At 73.9% G+C, this 15,401-nt stretch carries 15 protein-coding genes; 7 read left to right on the forward strand and 8 right to left on the reverse strand.

From position 1 onward, the window contains the following. Positions 1 to 11 precede the first annotated feature (11 nt). Positions 12 to 1,589 (forward strand): ATP-binding protein, encoded by a 1,578-nt coding sequence (locus WME83_RS48070; RefSeq protein ID WP_437316422.1) that lies wholly within the window; start codon positions 12 to 14, stop codon positions 1,587 to 1,589. A 15-nt stretch (positions 1,590 to 1,604) separates the two neighbouring features. On the opposite strand, the gene WME83_RS48075 is transcribed toward WME83_RS48070, so the two are convergent. The 8 genes from WME83_RS48075 to WME83_RS48110 form a co-directional block, all read right to left on the reverse strand. After that, positions 1,605 to 2,585 (reverse strand): alpha/beta hydrolase family protein, encoded by a 981-nt coding sequence (locus WME83_RS48075; RefSeq protein ID WP_437316423.1) that lies wholly within the window; start codon positions 2,583 to 2,585, stop codon positions 1,605 to 1,607. An 8-nt stretch (positions 2,586 to 2,593) separates the two neighbouring features. After that, positions 2,594 to 2,992: a hotdog domain-containing protein gene (locus WME83_RS48080; protein ID WP_437316424.1), complete on the reverse strand. Its 399-nt coding sequence runs from the start codon at positions 2,990 to 2,992 to the stop codon at positions 2,594 to 2,596. A gap of 4 nt (positions 2,993 to 2,996) precedes the next feature. Beyond that, a complete protein-coding gene (locus WME83_RS48085; protein ID WP_437316425.1) occupies positions 2,997 to 4,091 on the reverse strand; it encodes a fatty acid desaturase in 1,095 nt (364 codons plus the stop codon). Between the two features lie 38 nt (positions 4,092 to 4,129). Continuing rightward, entirely contained in the window at positions 4,130 to 5,302 is a 1,173-nt protein-coding gene (cfa, locus tag WME83_RS48090) for a cyclopropane fatty acyl phospholipid synthase (RefSeq protein WP_437316426.1), read from the reverse strand. A gap of 372 nt (positions 5,303 to 5,674) precedes the next feature. Further along, entirely contained in the window at positions 5,675 to 6,259 is a 585-nt protein-coding gene (locus WME83_RS48095) for a Uma2 family endonuclease (RefSeq protein ID WP_437316427.1), read from the reverse strand. Positions 6,260 to 6,311: 52 nt separating this feature from the next. Further along, a complete protein-coding gene (locus tag WME83_RS48100; protein WP_437316428.1) occupies positions 6,312 to 7,055 on the reverse strand; it encodes a SirB1 family protein in 744 nt (247 codons plus the stop codon). Between the two features lie 46 nt (positions 7,056 to 7,101). Continuing rightward, positions 7,102 to 7,911: a polysaccharide deacetylase family protein gene (locus tag WME83_RS48105; protein WP_437316429.1), complete on the reverse strand. Its 810-nt coding sequence runs from the start codon at positions 7,909 to 7,911 to the stop codon at positions 7,102 to 7,104. Positions 7,912 to 7,914: 3 nt separating this feature from the next. After that, positions 7,915 to 8,472: a hypothetical protein gene (locus tag WME83_RS48110; RefSeq protein ID WP_437316430.1), complete on the reverse strand. Its 558-nt coding sequence runs from the start codon at positions 8,470 to 8,472 to the stop codon at positions 7,915 to 7,917. A 176-nt stretch (positions 8,473 to 8,648) separates the two neighbouring features. Between WME83_RS48110 and WME83_RS48115 the strand changes: the two genes are divergently transcribed. The 6 genes from WME83_RS48115 to WME83_RS48140 all read left to right on the forward strand — a co-directional run bounded on the left by WME83_RS48115 (position 8,649) and on the right by WME83_RS48140 (position 15,396). After that, positions 8,649 to 10,118: an MBOAT family O-acyltransferase gene (locus WME83_RS48115; protein WP_437316431.1), complete on the forward strand. Its 1,470-nt coding sequence runs from the start codon at positions 8,649 to 8,651 to the stop codon at positions 10,116 to 10,118. 116 nt (positions 10,119 to 10,234) lie between these two features. Next, complete coding sequence (locus WME83_RS48120; RefSeq protein ID WP_129580382.1) at positions 10,235 to 10,567, forward strand: hypothetical protein; 333 nt, start codon at positions 10,235 to 10,237, stop codon at positions 10,565 to 10,567. A gap of 135 nt (positions 10,568 to 10,702) precedes the next feature. Beyond that, positions 10,703 to 11,293 carry a hypothetical protein gene (locus WME83_RS48125; RefSeq protein ID WP_437316432.1) on the forward strand — a complete coding sequence of 197 codons (591 nt, stop codon included), beginning with the start codon at positions 10,703 to 10,705 and terminating at the stop codon, positions 11,291 to 11,293. Between the two features lie 49 nt (positions 11,294 to 11,342). Continuing rightward, the gene (locus tag WME83_RS48130; RefSeq protein ID WP_437316433.1) at positions 11,343 to 12,041 is read left to right on the forward strand and encodes a hypothetical protein; all 699 of its coding nucleotides are present in this window, start codon (positions 11,343 to 11,345) and stop codon (positions 12,039 to 12,041) included. A gap of 212 nt (positions 12,042 to 12,253) precedes the next feature. Next, positions 12,254 to 13,354 carry a tryptophan 2,3-dioxygenase family protein gene (locus WME83_RS48135; RefSeq protein WP_437316434.1) on the forward strand — a complete coding sequence of 367 codons (1,101 nt, stop codon included), beginning with the start codon at positions 12,254 to 12,256 and terminating at the stop codon, positions 13,352 to 13,354. Next, complete coding sequence (locus WME83_RS48140; RefSeq protein WP_437316435.1) at positions 13,351 to 15,396, forward strand: DCC1-like thiol-disulfide oxidoreductase family protein; 2,046 nt, start codon at positions 13,351 to 13,353, stop codon at positions 15,394 to 15,396. Before WME83_RS48135 ends, WME83_RS48140 begins: the two co-directional genes overlap by 4 nt. Positions 15,397 to 15,401 lie beyond the last annotated feature (5 nt).

Below are 15,401 nucleotides of genomic sequence, written 5' to 3' on the forward strand. Positions count from 1 at the left end.
CCTGGGCGAGGATGGCGCCGAAGGGGCAGGGACACGCCGTGCGGCTCGGGATCCGGCTTCAGCTCTTGTTCGCGCTCGGCGCGCTGCTCGTGCTGGCGTTCGTGCCGCTCTTCTTCGCCGTCGCGAACCTCACGCGGGCCACGATGGTCGGCGCGCGCGCGTCGAGCGCCCGCGCGATCGGCCGCGCGATCGCCGGGCACGTCGCCGCGGCGCGGGCGAGCCGGTCGGCGCCGGAGCTCTCGCCGCTGCTCGAGGCGCAGCTCGGGCCGGACGGCGCGTCGGCGATCGGCGTCTACGACGCGGCGGGCGCGCTCGTCGACCGCGCCGGGGACCCGGAGGCGGCGGCGGCGCTGCCGGCCTCGGTGGAGGCGGGCGCGGAGGTGCTGAGGACCGTGCGCACCGCGCGGGGCGGCGCGGTCCTGGTCGTCGTCCCGGAGCACGCGCGGGAGGCGGCGCCCGAGGCGGAGGCGGCGCCGCGCGCCGACGCGGACGCGGAGCCCGGCGCGGCGCCCGCGCGGCCGCCGCAGGTCGGCTCCGTGGCCGTGCTGGTGCCGACCGACCCGTCGACGGTGCCCGCCGCGCCGCTCGTCCGGATCGTGGCGCTCTACACGGGGGTCGTGGCGCTGGCGCTGCTCGTGTTCGCGTACATCGCGATGACGCGCCTCGTGGTGCGGCCGGTCGACGCGCTGTCGGAGGCCGCCCGCCGCGTGGCCGGCGGGGCGCGCGACCTCGAGGCGCCGCGCGCCGGCGCGCGGGAGCTCGCGGAGCTCGGGGCGAGCCTCGCGCACATGACGGCCCGCCTCCGGGCCGACGAGGAGTCGCTGCGGGCGAAGATCGCCGAGGTCGAGCGCTACGCGGCGGACCTGAAGAGCGCGCAGGAGCGGCTCGTCCGCTCCGAGCGCCTCGCGTCCGTGGGGCGGCTCGCGGCGGGGCTCGCGCACGAGATCGGCAACCCCATCGCGGCGATCCTCGGCTTCCAGGAGCTCCTGCTCGCCGGGGGGCTCACGCCCGACGAGGAGCGCGAGTTCCTCGAGCGGATGAAGCGCGAGACCGAGCGCATTCACAAGATCTTGCGCGACCTGCTCGACTTCGCGCGGCCGGCGGCGCGCGGCGCGGGCGACGCCGGGGAGGAGCCCTCCGGCTCGGTCGCGGAGGCGCTCGAGGACGTCGTCTCGCTGGTCTCGCCGCAGAAGGCGTTCCGCGCGGTCGAGCTCGTGCGGGACGTCGCGCCCGACGTGCCGCCCGTCCAGCTGTCGCACGGCCGCCTGGTGCAGGTGCTCCTGAACCTCCTCCTGAACGCGGCCGACGCGGTGCCGCGCGCCGGCGGGCGCGTCTGGGTGCGCGCGTCGCGGGCCGCGGGCGGGGGCGCGCGCATCGAGGTCGAGGACAACGGGCCGGGGATCGCCGAGGCGGTCCGCGAGACGCTGTTCGAGCCGTTCATCACGACGAAGGAGGTCGGCGAGGGGACGGGGCTCGGGCTCGCGGTGTGCCGCGGGCTCGTCGAGGCGGCGGGCGGCGCGATCGGGGTCGAGGCCGGGGCCGAGGGCGGGGCGCGGTTCGTGGTGCAGCTGCCGGGCGCCGCGGGGTGAGCGGCCTCGCGCTCGCTACGCGCCGAGCCGCGCCATCGCGTCGACGGCGGCGCGCCGGAGCGCCTCGGCCTGGTAGACGATCGCGCCGGCGTGCCCGGTGTCGAGCCACCGGAGCTCGCTCGACCTCCAGTGCGCGTGGAGCGCCTCGACCTGATCGGGGAACACGTACCCGTCGCGGCGCGCGCCGACGAGGACGGTCGCGTCGAGCCGCCGCGGCGCCGGGTGGCGGTCGAGGTCGGCGGCGCCGAAGAGGGCGCCGAGCCGCGCCCGCGCCGCCGCGGGCCCGCCCAGCGCCTCGAACTCGACGCTGACGGACAGCATCCCCTCGGTGAACACCGGCACGGCGCTGCGGCCGGCGCCGAAGACCGCGACCGCGAGCGGGCGCGCCGTCACCGCCGCGGCCAGCGCCGCCGACGTCCCGCCCATGCTGAAGCCGACGACGCCGATGCGCTCGTATCCCTCGCGGGCGAGGTGCTCGACGAGCGCGCGCGTCTCCTCGACGGTGGAGAGGTTCATCAAGAGGTGCTCGGCCACGGTGCGGATCGCGGTGGCGCGCTGCCCGGGGGGCCGGCGGAGGCCGTACATCGCGTTCTCGAGGAGGATGACCTCGATGCCCTCGCGGGCGGCGAGCGGCCGGAAGAGCCGCGTCCGCGCGGCGAAGCCCTCGTCGCCGGAGGCCGCCAGCGCGACGTAGACCGGCCGGCGGCGCCCCCGCTCGGGCGCCCTGGGCGCGATGCGGCGCACGAAGGCCGTGCCCGCGCAGGGCGGCAGGCCCGGGAGCGCGGCGGCGAAGGAGCCGTCGGTCACGTCGACGAGCCCGTCCGGCCGCGGCCGCCCCCAGGCGACCGCCGCGGCGCGCGGGGGCTCCGAGAACCGCGCGATGGTCGGGACCCGGTCGAGGACGCCCTCGTCGCCCCAGCCGGCCGCGAACAGCCGGCGGCGGCGGGACAGGACGGCGTGGGCGTGGTCGAGCCAGTGAACGGATCGCGCGCGCACCGCCGCCCTCACGCTCCTCCGTCGAGCACCACGCCCCGGGCCTGGAAGCGCATCACCTCTTTCCCGTCCTGGTTCCAGCAGCCGCCGCGCATCGCGAGGCGCACGCGCCCCGGCTCGCGCGCGACCTCGGTGATGGTGGCCTCGCAGCGGATCGTGTCCCCGGTGAAGACGGGCCGCAGGAACTCGAACTGCATCTCCCGGGCGAGGAAATCGATCTCGCCGCCGAGCCGGGTGGGGAGCGTCGCCGTGAGCAGGCCGTGCACGACGCGCCTGCCCTGCGCGTCCGGCTGCGCGTGATGGCGGCCGGCGTCGCCGGAGATGCGCTGGAACTCGAGGACGTCCTCGTCCGTGAAGCGGCGCTCGACCGCCGACACGTCGCCGACCTGAAAGGCACGCTCGCGCTTCATCCCGTCATCCTCCTGCCTCGCGGCCCGTCTCGTGACATCCGTCGTGGAACCGCGCCCGCTCGGACGTCGGCCTGCCGTCGTAGTCGGTCCAGCGGCGCGCGTCGTAGTCGTAGAGCCGGCAGACGCGGAGGATGCGGCGGAGCTCCTTCACGCTCCACGCCTGGACGACGACGCGACCCGGCAGCAGCTCCTCCAGCCGCTCCTGGGCCTCCTTGAGGCGGACGAGCGGGATGCGCGGGTCGATGTGGTGGGCGAGGTGAGCCATGATGTTGGACGCGAACGGGCGCGTCCACGCGGGGAACCGGAGGTGCACCGTGCCGCGCACCGTGGCCTCGGCGAGCGACCACGCGTCGCGCCTGTCGTACCAGATCACGGAAGGGTGCGTGTGATTGAAGTAGACGACGAACCCGATGAGCCAGCCGAACGCGAGCCACGGGACGACGACGCCGAACGCCGCGCCCGAGAGCCAGCCGAGCCACGCGGGGCGCCCCGGCGCGCCCGCGGCGCCGGCCCAGAGGATGGCCGCGAGCTGCGCCAGCATCATCGACAGCACGAGCAGGCAATCCAGCGTATAGACGCGGCGCGGGCGGTCGAGGTGCTCGCGCCGGGGGAAGAACAGCCGCTCTCGCCAGATCTCGAGCGGATAGTACAGCGAGAGCCCGAGCGGCGTCCGATAGGCGCGGTAGAGCGCCCGGCGCAGGCGCGGGAGCGCGTCGAACTCCGCCTTCGAGAGGGGCGTCCAGACGAAGTCCTTGCCCTTCAGGTTCGTGTAGGCGTGGTGCGTGCGGTTGTGGGAGAGGTCCCAGACGCTGTACGGGTGATACGACGGCAGGAACGCGATGCGGCCGAGGACGCGGTTCCACGTCGGCAGGCGGGTGTAGCTGCCGTGGCACGCGTCGTGACCTATCATGAAGAGATTCCCGCTGAACAGGCCGGCGACGAGGCCGCAGGCGAGCCCGGCGAGGAGCGACGAGGCGGTGATGGCCCCGTAGAACGCCGCCCCGTAGGCGGAGAGCGACAGGCCCATGCGCAGGAGCGCCGATCCGAGCGTCCTGTGACGGTACGGCGAGAGCTGCTGGCGGAGCTGTTGCACGGACATGGCAGAGGCCCTCTCCGGGAGCGCTGCGGCGCGCGCCCTCAGCGCGGCGCGTGGTAGCCCCCGCGCACGCCCGACGGAGAGAGGACGAGCTGCCAGAGCTGGGCCGCCCTCGCGCGGAACGCCCCGGCGCACGTGAGGAGATAGCACTTCCACATCCGGTAGAAGCGCTCGCCGTACCGGTCGCGCAGCCGGGGCCAGCTCCGGTCGAAGTTCTCGAACCAGCACATCAGCGTCCGGTCGTAGTCCGCGCCGAAGTTGTGCCAGTCCTCGATCACCATGACGCCCTCGCACGCCTCCGTGAGCTGCGCCGCGGAGGGGAGGAGCGCGTTCGGGAAGATGTTGTCGTTCATCCAGGCGTCGTACGACGTCTTGGACACGTTCCCGCCGATGGTGTGCAGGAGGAACAGGCCGTCGTCGACGAGCTTTCGCCGCGCGATGGAGAGATAGCGCCGGTAGTTCTTGTACCCGACGTGCTCGAGCATCCCCAGCGAGACGATCCGGTCGAACCGCTCGGCCGTGGCGTCGAGCTGCCGGTAGTCCTCGACGCGGATCGAGACGGGGAGGCCGGCGCACAGCGCCGCGCCGAGCTCGGCTTGCTCGCGGGAGATGGTGATTCCGACGACCGAGACGCCGTAGCGCTCCGCGGCGAACCTCGCGAAGCTGCCCCAGCCGCACCCGATGTCGAGCACGCGCATGCCGGGCGCGAGGCCGAGCTTGCGGCAGACGAGATCGAGCTTCGCCTCCTGCGCCTCGTCGAGCGTCGCGGCGCCCCGCCAGTAGGCGCAGCTGTAGACCATGTTGCGATCGAGCATGGCGCGGTAAAGGTCGTTGCCGAGATCGTAATGCCTCCCCACCTGCGCGCTCCGCGCGCGGCTCTGGAGGTTGCGGAGCCGGCCGGAGAGCGCGCCCGCGGCGATCTCCGCGCGGGCGGCCCAGGGCAAGGGGACGCGCTGCGACAGGAGCCGCTCGGTGACGACGTCGAGGCGCTCCGCCTCCCACGCGCCGTCGACGTAGGCGTCGCGCAGGCCCGTGAGCCCGCGGGAGAGCGCGATATCGTAGACATCGTCGCGGAGGACGCGCACGGAGAGCGGGCCGCGCCCGCCTATCTCGATGCCGGCGCGGCGCGCGAGCGACTCGACCACCGCGCGAGGACGAGCCTTCTCGGGGCGGGCGAAGCCGCCGAGAGGCACCGCGAGCTCAGGAAACCACATGACTGCATCCCGGGATGAGCTGATGGAACCGTCACGCGCGTCGCCAGGGTCGTGAGCGCGGCGGACATGGCTCCATACGAGGAATCGTTACCAACCACCAGGGCGTCAAAGGCACCAGAGGACAACGAACCTGGTGATCTCGGCAGCCCGACGGCCGACACCGCATGATGGGTGTCGCGACATTGGCTGGAACGTAAGCGTGGACGAGAATGCCTGTCAAGCGTGAAGCCGTTTTGGCGCCGCCCGCGGACAGGGCTGCTCCGCGGCGGCCACGCAGGTTTCATGGGCGTGCGCCGCCGCGATCGACGGCCCGGGGCCTACCGGACGGATTCGTGCTCGGCCGCGGCCGAGGGGAGGCCGCGGCGCCGGGCGCTACTCCTCGACGGCACCCGGAAGCCACCACGAGGCGACCGCGAGCTCTCCGTGGAACGGAGGCAGCACGACGCGCTCGTCGTCCTGCGCCGTCGCCGTGAGCGCCGGCCTTTCGCCGACCGTCTCGAACACCTCGACCAGCCGGCGCATCGGGTCCACGATCCAGCTCCAGCCGACGCCGGCGCGCGCGTAGAGCGGCAGCTTCACCGCCACGTCGTCGCGGGCGGTCCGCGGCGACAGGACCTCGCAGCACCAGTCGGGGAGGATCGTCAGCGGGTTCTCGTCCGGCAGCTCGGGGACCCGCTCGACGCGGAATCCGCACAGGTCCGGCACGACGAGCCGGCCGCCGGGGAAGCGGATCTCGGTCTCGGGTTCGATCCACCAGCCGGCGCCGCCGACGTTCGCGTCGAACGGGACGAGGCCGTGCAGGCAGAGCCTGGCCGCGCGGCGATGCCGCTTCCCGGGCCGCGACATCGTGCGGAGGACGCCGGGCTCCAGGATCTCGCCCGTCAGGTGCTCGGGCAGGGCGCGGATGCGCTGGTAGAGCTCCTCGAAGGTCAGGGGGGCCGCGGCAGGTTGACCCATGCCAACGAGGGTATCCGATCGCGCGCAGCGCGCGAGCGGCGATCGGGCGATGTCAGTTCAGCCCGCGCCCCAGCGGCGGCCACGGCCGCTCCCCGCCGAGCTGGTCGAGCTCCTTCCGCAGCTCGTCGGTCGGCGCGAGCACCTGCATCCGCTCGAGCACGCTGCGCAGCCGCGCCGCGTCCGAGCGGCTCGAGTAGATCGAGCGCAGGTTGTTCAGCATGCGCACCAGGATCTGCCGCTTCTGCGCCGGCACGAGCAGCCGCGGGTCCGGATCGCGCGTGGCGCCGGTCGCGCGGGTGTGCAGCGCGCGCAGGTCGTCCCGGCCGAGCAGCCGGCCCTCGAACGGATCGATGAGCAGCACGCCGCCGCGGACCGGCGTCCTCACCAGGAAATGCCCCGGGAACGACACGCCCTGCGCCTCCAGGCCGGCGCGCTGGCACACCTCGAGGAGCACGACCGCCAGCGTGATGGGGATGCCCGTCCGGCGATCCAGGACCTCGTGCAGGTAGCTGTTCTTCGGGTCGTAGTAGTCGCCCGCGTTCCCGTGGAACCCGAGGTCGCCGTAGAACCAGCGGAGCAGCTGCTCGATCGGGCCGCTGCCGGGCGTCGCCTCCGGGGCGCGCAGCGGGCGCTCGATCGCCCGGCGCGCCTCGCCGCCGAGCTGGTCGAGCACGCCGAGGTAATGCGGGATGTCGAGGCCCGGGTACGCGGCGTCGTCGATGAGGAGCGCCGCCTCGGCGAGGTCGAGCTCGTCCTCCGGCCTCGCCGCGATATGCGCAAAGAGCGTCAGACTCACCGGCGCAGCCATCGGACGGAGCGTAGCGCCACCTGCGAGAAATGGTCTAGGCCAGGGCGTCGTCCCGGCCACCTTCGTCGAGCCACGCGTCGACGCGGACCCCGACCAGGTTGCGCTGGCTCATCGCCGCGAGGATCCGCGGGAGCGCCGCGACCCCCGCGGGCGCGTGGTCGTCGCGCTCGGCCGCGTCGTGCAGCAGCACGATGGCCCCGTCGCGGAGCCCCGGGATGACCCGGGCCGCCACCCGCTCGGGGCTTGCCCCGGCGAGCCCGTCGAACCCCCGCGCCGACCAGCCGATTACGTCGAGGTCGAGCGCGTCGACGACGCGGGCGATGCGCGGGTTCGTGTGGCCGACCGGCGGCCTGAACAGCGTCGGGCGGGCGCCGGTGATCCGCTCGAGGGCGTCGAGGCCCCGCCGGAGGTCGCGCTCGACGGCGCGGGCCGAGCGCAGCGAGAAGAGCCGGTCGTGCGCGTGGCTGTGCAGCGCGACGGCGTGGCCCCGCGCCACGATCTCGCGGACGAGCTCCGGGTGGGCCTCGGCCTTGCGGCCGATGACGAAGAACGTCGCCTTCACGCCCGCCTGGTCGAGGAGATCGAGGACCCGCGGCGTGTGCTCCGGGCTGGGTCCGTCGTCGAACGTGAGCGCGACGCCCCGCGCGCCGGGCGGGCCGCGCTTCACGACGTCCACGAACATGCCGAGCCCGAGGAAGAAGACCCCGCACAGGACGAGCGCGAGGTACCCGACGATCGCCGCGCCGGCGACCGCGAAGGGCACCGGCGCGACGAGCAAGGACCGCGCGACCAGCGCGAGCGCGCCGAGCGAGGCCGCATAGAGGAGCGCCCGCGCGACCGGCACGGCCTACTTCTTCGCGCGCTTCTTCTCGGGCTCGACCTCGAGATCGTCGTCGAGCTCGTCCGCCGCGGCGGACGCCGCGATGCGCTTGTTGCCCCCGGCCGCGGCCTTCACCGCCGGCTTCGCGCCCGGCCTCTCCTCGTCCGAGGGGTCGTTGTCGGCCTCGTAGAAGCCGCCGAGCAGGGCGGCGATCGCGGCGAGCGACGTGATCGCGAGGCCGCCGAACGTCCCCGCGCTCCCCGCGGCCTCGCCGAGCGACAGGTTCGCGCCGCCGAGCTCGCCGAGCGGCGCCGGCACCTCCATGGTCAGCCAGCGCCGCGCGGCGTACATCAGGCCCGCGCCGAGCAGCGCGCCCACGAAGGCCTTCATCCCCGCCTCGATCTTCGCGTCCTTGGCCCAGATGGGCTTGCCGGCGACGAGCCCCACGAGGACCCCGGCGAGCGCCGCGGCCACGTAGGCGACGATCGCGATGGGCGCCGCGTAGCCGAGCTTCGCCAGCCCGAACCCGAGCAAGCCCCCCACGATGAGCCCCTTCACAATCCCGAGGATCAGGCGACCCAGCATCTGCTCCATCCTTGGCACGACGCGGGGCGCCGTTCAACATGGCGCCGCGCTGCCGGCTGCACCGCGGGGCGCGCGTCGTGGTAGACGGCGCCCACCGCCCGGGTAGCCCGCGCGTTCGGCCCTGCCGGCCGCCGCGCCCCCCCTCGCCGCAAGCCTGACCCGGGCTCCGACCGGCCGTGCTCTTCAACACCCTCCGTTACGCCGAGTTCTTCGCCGCCGTCTTCGTCGGATCGTGGGCGCTCGTGCGGTTCGCCGGCATCCGCGCGCGCGTCGTGTTCCTGCTCCTCGTGAGCTACGGGTTCTACGCGGCCTGGGACTGGCGCTACCTGCCGCTCATCTTCGCCTCGTCCACCGTCGACTTCCTGCTCGCCCGCGCGATCGCCCGCGAGACGAGGCCCCGGGCGCGTCGCGCGATGCTCATCGCCACCGTGGCGCTGAACCTCGGGTTCCTCGGCTTCTTCAAGTACTGGAACTTCGCCCTCGAGAACGCGGCCGCGCTGCGCGCGTTGCTCACGGGCGAGCCGGCGAGCGTCGGGCACGCGTTCCGGGTGCTCCTGCCGCCGGTGGGCATCTCGTTCTTCACGTTCGAGTCGATGAGCTACGTCATCGACGTCTACCGGGGCGAGCTCCCGCCCCACCGGAGCTACCTCCGCTACCTGCTCTTCGTCGCGTTCTTCCCGCACCTCGTCGCCGGCCCCATCGTGCGCCCGCGCGACCTGCTCCCGCAGTTCGAGCGCGCCCCGAGCCTCACCCGCGAGGAGGCGGGCGAGGGGCTGTTCCTCGTCGCGATCGGCCTCGTGAAGAAGGTCGTCCTCTCGGATCAGCTCGCGCTCAACCTCGTCGACCGCGTCTTCGAGCGCCCGGAGAACTACTCGGCCCTGGAGGTCCTCGCGGGCGTCTACGGCTACGCCGCGCAGATCTACTGCGACTTCTCGGGCTACACCGACATCGCGATCGGCTCGGCGCTGCTGCTCGGCGTGCGGTTCCCGAAGAACTTCGACGCGCCGTACAAGGCGCAGAACCTCGCCGACTTCTGGCGCCGCTGGCACATCTCGCTCTCCACGTGGCTCCGCGACTACCTGTACATCCCGCTCGGCGGCAACCGCGGCTCGGAGCTCGCGACGTACCGCAACCTGATGATCACGATGCTGCTCGGCGGCCTCTGGCACGGGGCGTCGTGGAACTTCGTCTTCTGGGGCTTCCTCCACGGTCTCGGCCTCGCCGTGACGCGCGCCTTCCAGCGCGCCGTGAGGCGCCGGCGTCCGGAGGGCGAGGGCGCAGCGTCGGCCGCGCGCTCGCCCCTCGCCCGCTTCCCGATCCGCGCGCTGTGCGTGCTGCTGACGTTCCACTACGTCTGCCTCGCGTGGATCTTCTTCCGCGTGCCGACCTTCTCGCAGGCCGTGCTCATCCTGCGGCAGATCGGCACGCTGACGACGTTCCACCCGAACCTGCCGCCCGTGCTCGTCGCGCTCCTCGCGGTCGCGCTCCTGTCCCACTACGTGCCCGAGCGCCTCTACGAGCGCGCCCGCGGCGCCTTCATCGCGGCGCCCGCGCCGCTCCAGGGCGCGCTGCTGTTCCTGGTCGCGGTCTCGCTGCACGAGGCGGCGAGCGCCGCCGCGGTGCCGTTCGTGTACTTCCAGTTCTGATCCGGGCGCCGGGCGGGCGGGAGGGCTCGACCACGGGGGAGCCCGGGCGCCGGGCTCGCCGCATCGCCGGCTCATTTCTGGGGATCGCCGGAGGATCGGTGCATTACGCTCGTGCCGTGCGCCCGTCCCGTGCCGCTGCCCTCGTCCCCTTCGCCGCCCTCCTGGCCGGCGCGCTCTCGCCGGCGTGCAGCGTGGCCAACGTGCCGTCGAACGCGATGCCGATGGTCCGGGCGCGCGCCACCTCCGACCTCGACTGTCCCGACAAGGACGTCCGCGTCGAGGAGCAGCTCGGCGGCCAGTTCAAGGCCGTCGGCTGCGGCCGCAAGGCGTACTACCGGGCCGCGTGCGAGGCGCTCCGCTGCGTGGTGAGCGGCGAGGGCGAGGCGGCCGTCCCCTGGAGAGACCGGCCCGAGCCCATGGACGTCGACCGGGGCCGGGGCCTGCAGTAGGCCGCGCCGCGGCGGCTGACCCCGGGTTTTGCGGGCTTTTTTGGGGCACGTGGGCTCGGGTTCGAGGTAGCCTGCCGCGTCTCGACATCCGCCCAGGGGTTCGGCCATGGCCTTCATCACCACCGAGAGCTGCACGTGACGGACAGGGCGCCGGCCGACATCGACGGTCCGGAGCCGGCCGCCGCTGGACGGCCCGAGCCGGCGGAGGACGGCGAGCGCGCGCCGGCCGCCGCCGACCGGCCTGCGCCGGCCGGGCCGGACGCGACCTCCCCGCCGCGCGAGCCGGCCGACGCCGAGCCGCGGCGCCGGACGAAGAAGCGCGCCAAGCGGCGCGACGAGAAGGGGGCGTCGCCCCCCGGCAACGCCGCGCCGGAGCGCCCTCGCCATCCCGAGATCGAGCGCCTCGAGCAGGCGTTCGAGCGCGGCGACTACGCGCTGGTCCGGGCAGGCGCGAGGCGGCTCTTGGCGGAGGAGATCGAGCGCAGCAAGCCCGGCCGCGAGCCTCCGGAGGAGGACCACCCCTACCGCGCTCGCGACGAGGTGAAGTCCGCGCAGGACCTGGCCGAGCAGCACGAGCGCGAGCGCGACGAGATCCGCCGCGCCGCGCGGGCGCTGCTGCGCCGGACCGATCCCGATCCGCTCGCCGTCGCCCTGCTCCTCGCGGCGGCGGCGCTGCTCGCGTTCCTGTCGCTCTGGTACTGGTCCCACAGCCACGTGTCTCCGTGACGACCCCGCGCGTGACGACCCCGCCCGGTACCACCGACGAGGCAGCGCGGTGAGCCCCGCGATCGAGCGCACCCCCGGCCGCCCCCGCGCGCGGCGGCTCGCCGCGCTCGGGCTCGCGCTGCTCGGCTGCGGGGGCGCGCCCGCCCCGGCCCGGCCCGCGGCGTGGAACGCGGCGCCCGACGGGCAGCAGGGCGCCTCCTCGGGCACGCAGGCCGAGCGCTACTTTCCGCTCGTCGACGGGCACATCTACCACTACGCGACCATGAGCGAGGGCGGCGAGCAGGGCCTCCTCGTCGCGCGCGTGCACCGCGCGGACGAGCGCCGCGGCGAGCTCCGGTTCCCCTCCGGGGTGAAGCGCTTCGCGTTCACCCCCGAGGGCGTGATCCGCAGCGACACGGGCGTCTTCGTGCTCAAGGAGCCGATCGCGCCCGGCACGACGTGGACCGGCGAGCACGGCGGCCGCGCCCGGATCGCCGCGGTCGACGCCGCGATCGAGGTGCCCGCGGGCCGGTTCACGGGGTGCGTGCAGACGGTCGAGGAGCGCCTCGGCGACAGGCCGGCGCGCTTCGTGTCGACGTTCTGCCCGGACGTCGGCGTGGTGGCGATCGAGGCGGCGAGCGGCGCGAGCTACGAGCGGGCCGAGCTCAAGAGCTACGCGCCGCCCGTCGACGTCGGCCCCGACGGCCTGCGGCGCGCGCCGGCCGTCGACGTCGGCCCGCCGCCCGGCGCCCCCCCAGGCGCGCGGTGAGCGCGCCGCGGGTGGAAAACGCGCCGCGCGCCCCGCCGGTGGAAGGCGCGGCGGGCCCGTGAAACCGCCCTCCGGACCGGGCGCGCTTTCCGTGCGCGCGGCGCCGGCGCACTTCCGTTTCCGGGGTCGCGGGAAGTAGACTCCCGGCGCCGCTCGAGGCGCCGGCGCGCCGCGCGAGCTCCCCGGCGGCCCGTCTCGCGATCGCCACCGACATGAACTACTGGGATTATATCCACGTCGAGGAGCTGCTCGCCCTCCAGGGTGGATTCGACGACGACGAGCAGAAGGTCAGCAACGACGAGGCCCTGTTCATCGTCGTCCACCAGATCTACGAGCTCTGGTTCAAGCTCATCCTCCGCGAGCTCACCTCGGCGCGCGAGCTCTTCCGCCAGAACCCGGTGCCCGATCAGAAGCTCGCCTCCGCGGCGCGCTCGTTCCGGCGGGTCGTCACCATCTTCGAGCAGGCGATCCAGCACTTCCGGGTGATGGAGACGCTAACGACGCGGGATTACTTGGATTTCCGGGATCGCCTCATCCCCGCGAGCGGCTTCCAGTCGGCGCAGCTACGCGAGATCGAGGTCCTGCTCGGGCTCGACGACGCGGTCCGGATCCCGCTCGGCCGGGAGGGCAGCTACAAGGAGGCGCTCAAGGCCGCCGACGGGTCGCCGTCGTCCGCGACGCGCCGGCTCGAGGCGCGGCTCGCGAGCGGGCCGAGCCTCAAGCACTACCTGTACGAGTGGCTGTCGCGGACGCCGATCGACGGCTCGAGCGAGCCGGAGGCGGTCCTGGGCTTCCTGCGCAACTACATGCGCTCGATGCGCGCCGAGAACGAGCGCCGGGTGCAGATCGCGATCGACAAGGCGCTCACCCCGGCGGACGTCGAGCGGCTCCGCGCGCGGTACGAGGCCGAGAACGAGAACGCCGAGGCGTTCCTGCTCGCCGAGGACGACCCGGCCGCCGACGCGGCCACGCGCGAGAAGCGGCGGGCCGTCCGCGCGGCGATCGTCTTCATCGAGAGCTACCGCGATCTGCCCCGGCTCGCGTGGCCGCGCGAGGTGCTCGACCGCATCCTGGAGATGGAGCAGGCGATGCTCATCTGGCGGCAGCGCCACGCGCGGATGGTCGAGCGGGTGATCGGCCGGCGCACCGGCACCGGCGGCTCCGCGGGCGTCGACTACCTCGACCAGACCGCGCTGCGCTACCGCGTCTTCGGCGATCTCTGGACCGTGCGGTCCCTGCTCTTGCGACAGCCGAGCGTCCCCGAGCTCGAGCATGCATCGGATTACGGATTCCGGGTCGAGGACTCTCCGTGAAATCACTTCGCGATCATTTCTTGCGCATCGACGCCCGCTCGCTCGGGCTGTTTCGCATCACCTTCGGGCTGGTCCTCATCGCCGACCTGTTCGCGCGGTGGCGGTGGGTGCGGGACTTCTACTCGAACGAGGGCGTCCTCCCGAACCACAACCACCTCTTCAACCTCCGCGGCAAGCAGCAGGTCTTCAGCCTGTTCCACGCCTTCTCGACGGTGGGGGAGGCGCACTTCGCCTTCGCGCTCGCGCTCGTCGTCTACGCCCTGTTCCTCGTCGGCTACCGGACGCGCGTCTTTCACGTCCTCGCGCTCCTCGCGCTGGTGAGCCTGACGTCGAGGAACATCCTGCTCGAGAACGCCGGCAACTACGCGGCGATCGCGCTGCTCGCGTTCACCGCCTTCCTGCCCTGCGGGAGCCGCCTGTCGCTCGACAGCCTCCGCGCCTCGCTGGCGCTCCGGGACGAGAAGCGCGACACGGAGCTGAACGACCGGTCGCGGACCTCGGACGCCGAGATCGAGGCCGAGCGCCTGCCCGGCTGGTCGCCGACGTCGCTCGCCGCGCTGGCGGTGCTGCTGCAGATCGCGCTCATCTACCTGTGTACGGCGCTCCAGCAGCGCGGCGAGGCGTGGCGCGACGGCACGGCGTTCTACTACGCGCTCCACGCCGAGCGCCTGGCGAGCGACGCGGGCACCTGGCTCCGCGACGCCCTGCCGCTCGGCACGCTGCGCGGGCTCACGTTCGGCACGTGGGCCATGCAGCTCGCGATCCCGGCGCTCATCGTCGTCCCCGCGCTCTTCCGCTGGACGCGCGGGGCCGCCGCCGCGCTGATGGTGGTGCACGGGCTGATCCTCGGGGTCTTCTTCGATCTCGGGCTGTTCGGCTGGGGGCTCGCCGCCGCCGCGCCGCTCGTGATCCCCGGCGAGCTCTGGGACGCGTACGAGCGCTCGTGGAACGAGCGGCGGGCGCGCACGCTCGTGTACGACGCCGACTGCGGCCTGTGCCTCACGCTGTGCCGCCTGATCAAGCGGCTCGATCTGCGCGGGCACGTGGCCTTCCAGGGCAACGGCGCGCTCGACGAGCTCTACGTCCGCAACCAGACGGGCGCCACGGAGCGCGTGCCGATGCCGAAGGAGGTCACGCCGGAGCTCGTCGAGCGCACGGTGCTCGCGATCGACCGGAACGGGCGCGTGCACACGCAGGGCGGGGCGGTGACCGAGGCGCTCCTGGCGTTGCCGTTCGGCTGGATCGCCTGGCCGCTCAAGCTGCCGGGCGTCTCGCACCTCCTCGACGCGCTCTACGAGGTGGTCGCGACGCGCCGGCACCACATCAGCATGCTCCTCGGCAAGCAGGCGTGCGGGATCCCGCTGTTCGACGAGAGCCACGCGGACGGCGACGACGAGGGCGCCGCGCCGCCGAGCCCCGCGCCGGCGGTGCGGGTGGCGCGCCTCGCGCTCGGGTCGCTGCGCGAGGCGGCGGTGCTCGTGGTGCTCGCCGCGATGCTGGCGCAGACGGCGAAGGAGAACCCGCTGCCCGGCGCGGCCGCCATCCCGCAGGGGCCGGTGCTCGCCGGCGTGGCGTCGTGGCCGCGCATGCTGGCGCGGTGGGACGTGATGGCGCCCGAGCCGCCGCGGGTCAACGCGCTCCTCGTGATCGACGGCCAGACGCGCGCGCAGCAGCCGATCGATCCGCTGACCGGGGAGGAGCCGCGGCTGCAGCCGGCCGGGCACCCCGGGGCGAGGCTCGGCCAGCTCTGGTCCGACTACCTCGATCGCGTCCGGCGGCCGGAGTGGTCCGATTTCCAGCGCGCCTTCCGCGACTACCTCGCGAAGGGCGGGCCGCTCTCGGAGGAGGGCGGGCGCGAGATGTCGCTGACGGGCTACGACGCGTACTGGGTCTCGGCGCCGACCCCCGCGCCCGGCGAGCCCGCCCCCACGGCCTTCGAGCGGGAGAAGCTGTTCTCGCACTCGCGGGGGGGCATGGGGAAGCTCGGCGAGCGCATGCCGCCCCTCGCGCCGGGCCTCGCCCGACCGAACAAGCCGGACTGAGGCGC

This window comes from Sorangium sp. So ce385, from assembly GCF_051474135.1.
GTDB classification, from domain to species: domain Bacteria; phylum Myxococcota_A; class Polyangia; order Polyangiales; family Polyangiaceae; genus Sorangium; species Sorangium cellulosum_D.

What these genes read in the sequence shown, in the direction of transcription:
- WME83_RS48095 (WP_437316427.1), bottom strand. Translation starts at nt 6,259, where the DNA reads ATGGGTCAACCTGCCGCGGCCCCCCTGACCTTCGAGGAGCTCTACCAG.
- WME83_RS48070 (WP_437316422.1), top strand. Translation starts at nt 12, where the DNA reads ATGGCGCCGAAGGGGCAGGGACACGCCGTGCGGCTCGGGATCCGGCTT.
- WME83_RS48085 (WP_437316425.1), bottom strand. Translation starts at nt 4,091, where the DNA reads ATGTCCGTGCAACAGCTCCGCCAGCAGCTCTCGCCGTACCGTCACAGG.
- cfa (WP_437316426.1), bottom strand. Translation starts at nt 5,302, where the DNA reads ATGTGGTTTCCTGAGCTCGCGGTGCCTCTCGGCGGCTTCGCCCGCCCC.
- WME83_RS48135 (WP_437316434.1), top strand. Translation starts at nt 12,254, where the DNA reads ATGAACTACTGGGATTATATCCACGTCGAGGAGCTGCTCGCCCTCCAG.
- WME83_RS48110 (WP_437316430.1), bottom strand. Translation starts at nt 8,472, where the DNA reads ATGCTGGGTCGCCTGATCCTCGGGATTGTGAAGGGGCTCATCGTGGGG.
- WME83_RS48080 (WP_437316424.1), bottom strand. Translation starts at nt 2,992, where the DNA reads ATGAAGCGCGAGCGTGCCTTTCAGGTCGGCGACGTGTCGGCGGTCGAG.